This window comes from Streptomyces sp. NPDC059524, from assembly GCF_042749255.1.
Lineage (GTDB): Bacteria > Actinomycetota > Actinomycetes > Streptomycetales > Streptomycetaceae > Streptomyces > Streptomyces xanthii.
In genome coordinates, this window is record NZ_JBHYTK010000052.1 from 1 (window position 1) to 9,989 (window position 9,989).

At 72.9% G+C, this 9,989-nt stretch carries 10 protein-coding genes; 5 read left to right on the plus strand and 5 right to left on the minus strand.

The window, feature by feature from the left end:
* On the minus strand, positions 1 to 1,469 hold a 1,469-nt coding region (locus ACFW9D_RS16915), incomplete at its 3' end, for an alpha/beta hydrolase family protein (protein ID WP_384622737.1).
* A gap of 94 nt (positions 1,470 to 1,563) precedes the next feature.
* On the opposite strand from ACFW9D_RS16915, the gene ACFW9D_RS16920 reads away from it, so the two are divergent.
* Both ACFW9D_RS16920 and ACFW9D_RS16925 read left to right on the plus strand, forming a co-directional pair.
* The gene (locus tag ACFW9D_RS16920) at positions 1,564 to 2,574 is read left to right on the plus strand and encodes a MerR family transcriptional regulator (RefSeq protein ID WP_384622739.1); all 1,011 of its coding nucleotides are present in this window, start codon (positions 1,564 to 1,566) and stop codon (positions 2,572 to 2,574) included.
* 75 nt (positions 2,575 to 2,649) lie between these two features.
* Positions 2,650 to 3,777, plus strand: coding sequence for an ABC transporter substrate-binding protein (locus ACFW9D_RS16925; RefSeq protein ID WP_384622742.1), 1,128 nt, complete (start codon positions 2,650 to 2,652; stop codon positions 3,775 to 3,777).
* Here ACFW9D_RS16925 and ACFW9D_RS16930 read toward each other — a convergent pair.
* Positions 3,765 to 4,262 (minus strand): GtrA family protein, encoded by a 498-nt coding sequence (locus ACFW9D_RS16930; protein WP_384622745.1) that lies wholly within the window; start codon positions 4,260 to 4,262, stop codon positions 3,765 to 3,767. The two genes, ACFW9D_RS16925 and ACFW9D_RS16930, sit on opposite strands and share 13 nt — an antisense overlap.
* Before the next feature lie 213 nt (positions 4,263 to 4,475).
* A complete protein-coding gene (locus tag ACFW9D_RS16935) occupies positions 4,476 to 5,000 on the minus strand; it encodes a GNAT family N-acetyltransferase (protein ID WP_384622748.1) in 525 nt (174 codons plus the stop codon).
* Positions 5,001 to 5,074: 74 nt separating this feature from the next.
* On the opposite strand from ACFW9D_RS16935, the gene ACFW9D_RS16940 reads away from it, so the two are divergent.
* A complete protein-coding gene (locus tag ACFW9D_RS16940) occupies positions 5,075 to 5,590 on the plus strand; it encodes a hypothetical protein (RefSeq protein ID WP_384622751.1) in 516 nt (171 codons plus the stop codon).
* Between the two features lie 7 nt (positions 5,591 to 5,597).
* Here the strand turns inward: ACFW9D_RS16940 and ACFW9D_RS16945 are convergent, their stop codons facing one another.
* On the minus strand, positions 5,598 to 7,895 hold the full coding sequence (locus tag ACFW9D_RS16945; protein WP_384622754.1) for an MMPL family transporter: 2,298 nt from the start codon (positions 7,893 to 7,895) through the stop codon (positions 5,598 to 5,600).
* Positions 7,896 to 8,006: 111 nt separating this feature from the next.
* Positions 8,007 to 8,672: a TetR/AcrR family transcriptional regulator gene (locus ACFW9D_RS16950; RefSeq protein ID WP_384622757.1), complete on the minus strand. Its 666-nt coding sequence runs from the start codon at positions 8,670 to 8,672 to the stop codon at positions 8,007 to 8,009.
* Between the two features lie 101 nt (positions 8,673 to 8,773).
* On the opposite strand from ACFW9D_RS16950, the gene ACFW9D_RS16955 reads away from it, so the two are divergent.
* Positions 8,774 to 9,223, plus strand: a complete 450-nt coding sequence (locus ACFW9D_RS16955; RefSeq protein WP_384622760.1) for a DUF4345 domain-containing protein — start codon at positions 8,774 to 8,776, stop codon at positions 9,221 to 9,223.
* A gap of 44 nt (positions 9,224 to 9,267) precedes the next feature.
* Positions 9,268 to 9,456 (plus strand): hypothetical protein, encoded by a 189-nt coding sequence (locus tag ACFW9D_RS16960; protein WP_384622763.1) that lies wholly within the window; start codon positions 9,268 to 9,270, stop codon positions 9,454 to 9,456.
* Positions 9,457 to 9,989: the final 533 nt, after the last annotated feature.

The following is a 9,989-nucleotide window of genomic DNA, read 5'->3' on the forward strand; positions in this document are numbered from 1 at the left end:
CGCGCACGGGGGATCCCGATGACCTCGACCACCGATCCCTCCGCGGCGTCGGCGGACCGCAGGAACTGGTCGACCGTGTCCGCGAACGCCGGCTGCTCCAGCTCCGGGCGCAGGACGACGATCGGCAGCGCGCCCGCGCGGCCGATCACCTGGGCCGGACGGAACCGTCCGGCCGGCACGCCCCAGTTCGGCATCGGCGCCATGATCGGGTAGCAGGCGACCAGGCAGCGCAGCCAGGACGGCGGCCCGTCGAGCCACTCGGCGGTCAGCGGCCCGCTGCCCGACAGGAACCACAGGGCGATCCGGTCGCCGTCCACACGCGGGTCCTCGCGCAGTGCCCGCACGGCGTCGGCCAGATCCCCGGCGGCCACCGGATAGTCGGTCACATCGTGCAGCCGGTGGTCGACGGTGGCGCCGACGACCCCGAGTGAGGCGGCGTGCCGGGCGTAACCGGTGAGGACCGGCCAGTCCCGCGGCGTCGGCTCGACGCCCTTCGGCACGGGCCCGCCGTGGACGAACAGGACTACGGGCAGGGGGAGTTCATCGGCGCTCTCGCTTCCCTCGGGCAGATACAGATCGAGGTTTCCGTGGCGTTCGCGCGGCAGCGGCGGTACGTCGAGGAGGAAGGTGCCCGGGCTCTCGGCCGCCTTCGCGGCCGCCTCCGGCTCGGCCGGTGGCGCGTCGAGCCGCTCGCCCTCGCCGGCCGCCGCGGCGATCAGCGTCCGCGCGAGCAGATCGGGATGGGTGAGCATCGGCCAGTGGCCGGTGGGGAGTTCGAAGAAGGTGACGTCCGGTCGGGCCAGTGCGATGAGCATCGGATCGCCGAAGCGGATCCGCATGCGCACGGTCTCGATCGAGGCGCCGTTGTAGTGGCAGAGGATGCCGGTGGTGGGGATGCCGGCGGCCGCACCCGTCAGCTTCAGGGGCTCGGTCAGCGTGGCGACGGGGTGGGGCGAGGCCGCGGCGGTGAGCTGTTCGAGCGCGGCATCGGAAAGGTCCCGGACACTGCCCCAGTACTGCCACTGCTCCGGCGCGGGCACCGGCACCGCGTCCCCGGCTTCCCCGCCCTGCGCCGCCCCCTGCGCGAACAAGGACGCGCGCAGCGACTGGTCGGGCACCGCGGCCAGCGCCGGTGTGCCGTCGGCGGGAATCGGCGAGTCGATGTAGACGATCCGGGCGACGCGCTCGGCCCGGCGGTCGGCGGCTCCCTGCACCGCGAAGACGCCGTAGTCGTGCCCTACGAGGACGAGGTCCCGCTCCGTGGGGACCCCGGCGGCGTCGACGGCGGCGACGACCCGCTCGATGTGGGCGTCCAGAGTGACGGCTCCGGCGCCCGCCGCGTCCTCGGCACCGGGCAGCCCGACGACGCGGACCTCGTCCCCGGGCCGGGCCTCGGTGAGCCGCCGGGCCGACTCCGCCCATGCCCCGGCATCCGTGAAGAAGCCCGGGACCACGATGAACACGCTCATGTCACACTCCCCGCTCGGTCTGCTGGTGGCCCGGAGAACCGGTGTGCGTCCCCGGCCGCCGGTAGGTTAGAAACTCCCCCTGAGGGAGGTTCAAGTGCGAGTGGACGACGACGGACGCTGGAGCATCGGAGAGCTCGCCGAGCGTGCGGGCACGACGGTGAAGACGGTGCGCTTCTACTGCGAGAGCGGCCTGCTGCCCGAACGGGAACGCAGCGGCGGCGGCCACCGCCGATTCGGCCCCGAGGCCCTGGAACAGCTGCGCCTGATCCGCTCCCTGCGCGGCCTGGGCCTCGCGCTCCCGCAGATCCGCCCGATCCTGGACGCGCACGATCCCGGTCCCGATCGCGACGACCTGTACGCGTACGAGGAAGAGGGCGAAGGCGGCGAGGAGGCCGCTGCCGACACCGCGTTCGCCGACGCGGTCGCGCAGCAACTCGACACGCTGGGCGGACAGTTGAAGGCACTGCGCTGGCAGGAGGCCGCGCTCCGGCTCGTCCAGCAGAGCGCGCCTCGCGAACGCGCCGCGACGCTGCGCCTCGTCGGTTCGCTCGGCAGCCCGCCGACCACGGACGCGTTCGCCCGGTTCTGGCGCGGCTGGCTGCCCGTGCGGATGCCCGCGAAGGCGACCTCGGCGTTCCTCGAAGCGGCCGTGCCGCAGATCCCCGACGCGCCCCGCCCCGGCCAGGTCCTCGCCTTCGCCCGCCTGCACGCGATGGTCTCCCGGCCCTGCTCGCCGGCTCGTCCCACCCAGCCCGCCGCCCACGCGGACGCGGGCCCGCGCGAGGTGGCGGGCCTGTACGCGGGGCTGGCCGAGGCTTACGCCCTGGCGGGCGTCCAGTTGCGCGCCGGCCGGGCCCCTCGGCCGGGCGAGGCGCTCGACGGCTTCGTCGACACCTACGCACGCGTGCGACAGCGCCGCGACACCCCGGCCTTCCGCCGCGATCTGGCCCGGCTGCTGGCCGGGGACCCGCGCCTCGACGGCTACTGGGAGCTGGTGACCGAGGTGATCACCCCGGCCGGCGCGCACCCGGAACCCACACCCGGCTCGGCCCACGACTGGCTGCAGGCGGCCCTCGACGACGACGTCGCGCAGCGGGCCGCCTGAGCAGCCCGGATCGCTTGTGGAGACCGGGAGTTAATGACTTGCCCCGGAGCGTGACTCCTGGATCAAATGACCGGCATGGTCACCCCGACACACCCCGCCACACCCGCCGCGGACCCGGACACGTCACCGGTTCTGATCGGCGCACTCGCCCCCCTGACCCGCCCCGGCTGGTCCGAGGCGGGCCACCACCTGCTCGCGGGCCTCGAGTTGGCCGTACGGGACGTCAACGCGTCCGGCGGCATCGCGGGCCGGCCGCTGGCCCTGGAGGTCCGCGACACGGCGGCCGACCCGGAGAAAGCAGCGGCGGCGGTCACCGGACTCGCCGCCGCGGGCGTCGCCGCTGTCGTGGGGGAGTACCACAGCGTCGTCGCCCGGACCGCCGCCACGACCGCCGCCGCGCTCGGCGTGCCGTACCTCTGCTCGTCCGCGGTCCTCGACGCCCTCGTCACCGACGGCCCGACGGACCACGTCGCGCGCATCGCCCCGCCGCAGTCCCGCGGTTGGCGCCTCTACGCCGACCACCTCCTGGCCGGCGGCCACACCCACATCGCCGTCGCGGCGCAGCCGAGCGTCTACTGGGCGTCCGGCACCGAGATCCTCCGCGACCACCTGGCGCCGCACGGCGGCACCGTGACCACGCTCGACGCGGCCGTCCTCGCTCCCGAGGCCTTGTGCGACGCGCTCGCGGCGACCGGCGCCACGGCCCTGCTCCTCCTGGTGGGCCACCCGGAACCGGCCGTGCCCCTGGTCGAGGCGGTACGCGCCGACCCGCGTCTGCCCGGCCTGCTGATCGGAGCTCCGGCCGGACAGCCCGAGTTCGCGGAATGGGGTCGGCTGCTCGGCGCCGGCGGAGCGGGAGTCCCGTTCCTGCGCTACCTGCCCGAGACGCTCACATCTCTCGGCGCGCGGGTCGAGCAGGAGCTGCGGACCCACCTGGCCTCGGCACCCTCCTTCGTCGCCTTCGAGGGTTACGACACGATCGTGGCGCTCACCGACGTGTTCCGCGGCCACGGCGTCGACCGGGACCTGATCGCCAAGTCCTGGCCGCTCGTCGACGCGGAGGGCACCCGGGGCCGTATCCGCTTCACCCGCCCGCAGGGCACCCACGTGTGGCAGTGGACCTGGCCGCCGGTCCAGATCGTCGACCGGGATCCGGCGGCCCCGGACCGCTTCCGGGTGCTGCGCGCCGATCAGGCCGCCTGACACAGGGCGGTCGGCGCGGCGGGCGCGGCGGCGGGGACGACGGGGGTCGCCACCGTCCGCGCCCGGTCGCGGGCGAAGACCACCAGGCGCAGGACGGCGAACCGGGCGACCCCGGCGAGGGCGGAGGCGGTGAGATAGACGGCCTGCTCGGTCAAGGCGCTTGCGCCCGGGGCGAGTTGATGCAGGACGAACATGGCCAGGCAGGTCATCGCGTACGCGGCGCCCGCGGACCCGGCCGCCTGTGCGTGCTGCCGCCAGGTGGCGTGCCCGCCCGCACCGAAGGTGAACCGGGCGTGCAGCTCGGTGGCGAGCAGCGTCGACACGACGGTGATCAGCGCGTTGGCCAGGACCCAGGGGATCCAGGAGGACAGCGCGGCCACCGCGAAGCTGGAGGCGACGCCGATGCCGCCCCCGCAGAGTGTGAAGCGGACGAAGGCGGCGACGGCGCCGGGTGCCGACTGTGACTGGTTCTGCAGCGGTTCCATGCCTCACCCCTTTGCTTCCGCTCCCGTGTTCTCGACATGGGAAACGCTACGTTGCGTTCGAAGAGATGGCAACGCATTTATTGCGCCCTGAATGGATAACTCCAGCTAGAACTAGCAAAGTTGTTGCAATGGGTCTGGATCTAATGCAACAGATTTGACCTCTGTCGTTGCAATGAATGTGAGTGAACGCGTGTCTGGCGTGCCGTTCCGCCGTCAGGCGGCGGGGTGGGTGTGCTCCCAGGGGTGGAGGCTGTAGGTGCGGCCCTTGTCGGTCACGGTCTCGGGGGCCGAGGCGGAGGGGCGGTAGCCGGCGGCGCGGGCGACGGCGATGCTCGCGCCGTTGTCCGGTTCGATCTCCAGGATCACCGTGGGCAGGGCGGCCGTCGTGTGCGCGTACTCCGTCATGAGCCGCAGTGCGCGGACGGCGAGCCCCTGCCCGCGATGCGCGGCGCCGACGACGTAACCGATGCTGCGGGTCGTGCGGTTGAGCAGGACCTCGCCGCACGCGGTGACACCGTCGGTGGTGATCGCCAGATGGACCCGCTCGCCCGCCCGCCGGGCGCGCTCCGCGCCGTCCAGATAGCGCAGGGCCGCGCCCGGGTCGAACGGTGACTCCAGCGGAGTGCGGTGGGCGACGTCGGGATCGTCGAACAGGGCCTGTACGGCGTCGAGGTCGTCGTCCGTCCACGGGCGAAGAATCAGGCCGAGCCCGGTGAGTCGAAGAGGATGCGTGTTCACCACGCCATCATGTCGGGCGGGGCGGCCGGGCTACGATCACGCACGGGTCGGGGAGAGCGCGGGGAGGCCGATTCATGATCACCGGAGTGGGGCCGGGGCGCCGTGGAGCGCTCGTACTGGGCGCGGCGGCGCTCCTCTCGGCGTGCGCCCCGGCGCCGGCGCGGCCATCCGGCAAAGACGACGGTCACGCCGAAGTCCGCACCGACCCGGAGCCGCTGGAGCGCCGCTTCACCGAGCTCGGCCCGCTCTCCGACCCGCACTGGCTCGGCCTCGTGCTGGGCGTCGCCGGTTCGCGGGCTCCGGGCCCGACCGACGTACGCGTCGTGGGCTTCGCCCGGCCGGCGGCGGGCAAGGCCAAGTCCCTCGTGCGCGCACAGGACTTGGGCCCCTTCCGTCCGGAGCGGCCGGATCAGGTTCCGGAAGAGCTGCTGCCGTACGTGCCGAAGGGCGCCCGTTGGGTGCGCAGCGAGTCGTTCGACCGCCGGATGACACAGGGCACGTACACGGGTGCGTTCTACGTGGACGAGGGCTCGGGCCGGGTCTACTTCGACACGACCGATCCGAGCGTCGCCGACGACCCGAAGACGTGAACCGGCCTCAGGGCTGACGCGGCCCCGCACCGACGGCGGCGCTCGACGCCTCCGCGTCCTCGCCCTCCGTTTCGATGTGCGGCAACACCCGGTCGAGCCAGTGCGGAGTCCACCACGCGTGCGAGCCGAGCAGGGTCATCACGGCCGGCACGAGCAGCAGGCGCACGACGGTCGCGTCGATCAACACGCTCACCGCGAGACCGAGTCCGAGCATCTTGACCACGATGTTGTCGCTGACGATGAAAGCGGCGAAGACGCTCACCATGATCAGCGCGGCACAGGTGATCACCCGCGCGGTGATCTCCAGTGCGTGGGCCACACTCGCCCGGGCGTCCCCGGACCGCGTCCAGAACTCGTGGACCCGGGACAGCAGGAAGATCTCGTAGTCCATGCTCAGCCCGAAGATGATCGCGAACATCATCATCGGCACATAGCTCTCGATCGGCACCTTCCCCGAGACGCCGAGCGCGGGACCGCCCCAGCCCCACTGGAACACGGCCACGACCACGCCGTACGAGGCGGCGATCGACAGCACGTTGAGCACGGCGGCCTTGAGCGCGACGAGCAGGCCGCGGAAGACGATCAGGATGATCAGGAAGGCGAGCGCGACGACCACGGCGATGATGAGCGGCAGCCGGTGCGCCACGATGTCGCGGAAGTCGACCTGCGCGGCCGTGGTGCCCGTGACGTAGCCGTGCGCCGACGTGCCGGAGACCGCCTGCGGGAGCGTGTCGTCGACGAGGCGGTTGGTGAGATCGGTCGTGGCCATGCTCTGCGGCGAGGTCTTGGAGTAGACAGTGCCGACCAGCACGTCCCCGTCCTTCGTCGGGGTCAGCGGCGTCACGGCCGCCGCGCCCGCCACGTCGTTCAGCGTCTTCTGTGCCTGCGAGGCGAGCGTCGACCGCTGCCCCGAGGACACGCTCGACTGGTCGACGACGACGGTGAGCGGACCGTTGGATCCGGGACCGAAGGCGTCGGCCATGATGTCGTACGCCCGCCGGTCCGTGAACGACTTCGGGTCGGCGCCGTCCCCGATGTGGCCCAGCTGGATCGACAGCAGCGGGATCGCGAGCACCAGGACCGTGACCACCCCACCTGCCAGGAACCACCAGGGCCGCCGCTCCACCCGCTGCGCGTACCGGTGCCATGTGCCGTGCGCGGCCTTCGCCGGATCGGGGTCGGCCTCCGCCACGGGGCGGCCCAGCCGCAGCCGGTCGATGCGTCTGCCGATGAGGCCGAGCAGCGCGGGGACGAGGGTGAGCGCGCCGGCGACGGCCGACACGACCGTCACCGCGGCTGCCAGGCCCAGCTTGCTGATGAACGACACCCCGGACACGGAGAGTCCGGCCAGCGCGATGATCACGGTGCAGCCCGAGACGAGCACCGCCCGGCCGCTCGTCGCCGTCGCGCGTCCCGCGGCCCGCACGGGATCAGCGCCGTTGATCAGGTTCTGCCGGTGGCGCGTGATGATGAACAGCGCGTAGTCGATGCCGACGCCCAGGCCGATCATCGTCGCCAGGGTCGGCGACACCGTCGCGAAGGTGAACGCGGCCGCCAGCAGGCCCAGACAGGCCAGCCCGCCGAGCACCGCGAGCAGCGCCGTGACCAGCGGGAGCGCGGCGGCGATGACGCTGCCGAACCCGATGACCAGGACCACGATCGCCACCGCGAAACCGATCGCCTCGCTCACCCGGTCGTCGGCGGGCGGCCGCGCCAGCTCTCCGAGCGGGCCGCCGTACTCCACGTCCACGCCGGCCGCGCGCAGCGGCTGTACGGCGCTGTCCACGCCGTCGAGGTAGTCGTCGCCCAGTGTGGAGGGCTGCACGTCGAAGCGGACGGTGATGTAACCGGTCCTGCCGTCGTCGGACAGCGGGCCCACGTTCGCCGGGGAGGTCCCCTGCCCCGAACTCGACGACGGCTGCGTGCCGCCCGCCGCCAGTGGATTCTGCGCCGACAACACGTGCGGCAGCTTCTGCAGGTCACCGACCGTCTGCCCCATCTGGCCGCTCACCGACGACAGTGGATCCTTCCCGTCCTGCAGCACGATCTGGCTGCTGTACCCGCCGGCCGCCGGATCGTGTTCCTTGAGGACGTCGAGCCCTTTCGTGGACTGCACGCCGGGGAGTGAGAAGTCGTCCGAGTACTCGCCTCCGAACGACCGGTTGAGCACCTGCAGCGCCGCCAGGACGACCAGCCAGGCGATGACGACGATGACGAAATGCCGGGCGCACCATTCGCCCAGCCGCCTCAGGACCCCGCCCCGGCTCGCATCCCCCTGCGACGCCTTGCTCGGGATCCGGGACATGCGCTGCTCCTGGGAGGATCGGCCCCCCGTCGCCCCTTCCACCATTAAACGCCCGAGGTGATCGCCTCGTCCTGGCGAGCGCGAGACGCCGAGCGGCCGGGCCGCGCGGGCCTACGGAGTGCGGCGCGCCGGATCCGCGTCACCGTCCGCGTCACCCCGCACAGGGCCGTGGCGCGGCCAGTCGGGCGCCGGGTCCTGCGCGAGCAGCGGGCGCAGCGCGCCGATCGCCGCGCCGATGCAGACATCGCGCAACTGCGTTCGCGTGCACGTCTCGTGCGTGAGCCAGTCGACGCAGAGGACCCGCACGAACACGAGCCAGCTCTTGAGCACACCGGACACGGCCTCGCGGGCCTGCTCGTCCGTCAGCGGGAGCACGGCCAGCAGACGGGCGCGGAGGGCGTCGAGCTCGTTCGTCATGATCGTCTGGATCACGGGGTCGCCCGCCAGGACCCGGTTCGCGGCGAGTACGGCGTTGCGGTTGGCGATGAAGTAGTCGAGATGGACGTCCATCCCCTGCGTCAGCTGCTCCACCAGCGACTCGGCCGGATCGAAGCGCGTACCGGCGAGCAGCTGGTCCGCCGCCTCCTGGTACACCGCCGCGAACAGCGCGTGCTTGCTGGGGAAGTGCCGGTACAGCAGCGCCCGCGAGACACCGGCCGACTCGGCGACCTGTTCCATCAGTACGTCGGCGTACGGGTGCGCGGCGAAGAGCCGGGCGCCGACGGCCAGGAGCTGGGCGTGGCGGTCGGCGGGGGAGAGGCGCTGGCGGGGAGGCACGGACAGCAGCTTAGTTGACATACGTCTACCAGCGCGCCACGCTGAAGGTGCCTAAGTAGACACATGTCAACTAAGCTCCGCCGCGGCGGCTTGGAGGGATCATGACCAGGGCCAGAACTCTGCGTGCGCTCACCTCACTGACGGGCTGGTCCTGCGTGGGGATCGGGCTGCTCCATGTGGCACTCGGCAACGCGGCGATCCCCGGGGCCGGTTCCGCCGGCGCGACCGTGGACAGCTGGGGCCGCTTCATGGGTGCGAGCTTCGTGGGGTACGGGCTGGCCTGGCTCTGGGCCGCACGTCAGCGCCCGATCCCCGCGACTCCGGTCCGCTGGCTCGCGGCCGTGTTCCTCCTGGGCGGAGGGGCCCGCCTCCTCTCCCTCGCGGTGGAGGGCCGTCCGCATTCGTTCCAGCTCGCCCTCGCGGCGATCGAACTGGCCCTTCCTCCCGTCCTGTTGTGGCTGGCGGGGGCCGAGGAGTCGGCCGTGCGGGAGGCGGAGCCTGAAGCGGTGCCCGCGTCCTCCGTCGACCTCGGAGAACAGGCCGCCGGCTGAGAATTCCCGGGTGGCGAGCGGCGCCGGGCCGGCAGGATCGGGTCATGCCCCGGGAAGAACTGCCGCCTCAGTCACCGTCCTTGACGCAGCTGCGCAGAGCGCGGGCGCTCTGGGAGGGGCTCGCCGGGGCGCCGGTGACGTTCGCGCCGCAGGACGCTGCGGACGTGGCGGTCTCCCCGAAGTCGTCGCTGTGCCCGGCCGGTTGGGTGTGGTGGCGCTGGGCGGATCGCTGATCGCGACGGCGCCCGGCGAGCGCGCGGCCGCGACGGTCCGCCGGGCACTGGCAGGGCTTCCGCCCGAGCGGGCCGTGGACGCCGGGGCTGTGCGGGAAGCGCTGCCGGTGACACGCGTGCTCGGCCCGGCGACGCTGGCCTACGTCACGGGGGAAGCCTTCCGGCCCGCCACGACGGTCGGGACGGGCGCGACCGTGCTTGAACTGGACGCCGGACACCCTGAGTTGAACCGTCTGACGGAACTGTCCGGTACTGAGGACGCGGGCGAGGCGGCACTGGACGAGATCACCTCGCCGGTCTTCGTGGTCCGTGAGGGCGGCGAGCCGGTGGCCGCCGCGGGCTATCGCGCGTGGCCCGGCCGGACGGCCCACCTCGGCGTGGCGGAGGCCCCCGCCCCCGCCCGCCCGCGGGGGGGGGGTCTACTTCACCCCGGGTGGTTTTCGCGGGGGGGGGGGGGGGGGTTGTCCCCCGGGCCCCCCCCCGCGCGACCGCCCGCATCGCGGGGATCATGGGCGCCAAGCGCACCCCCGACC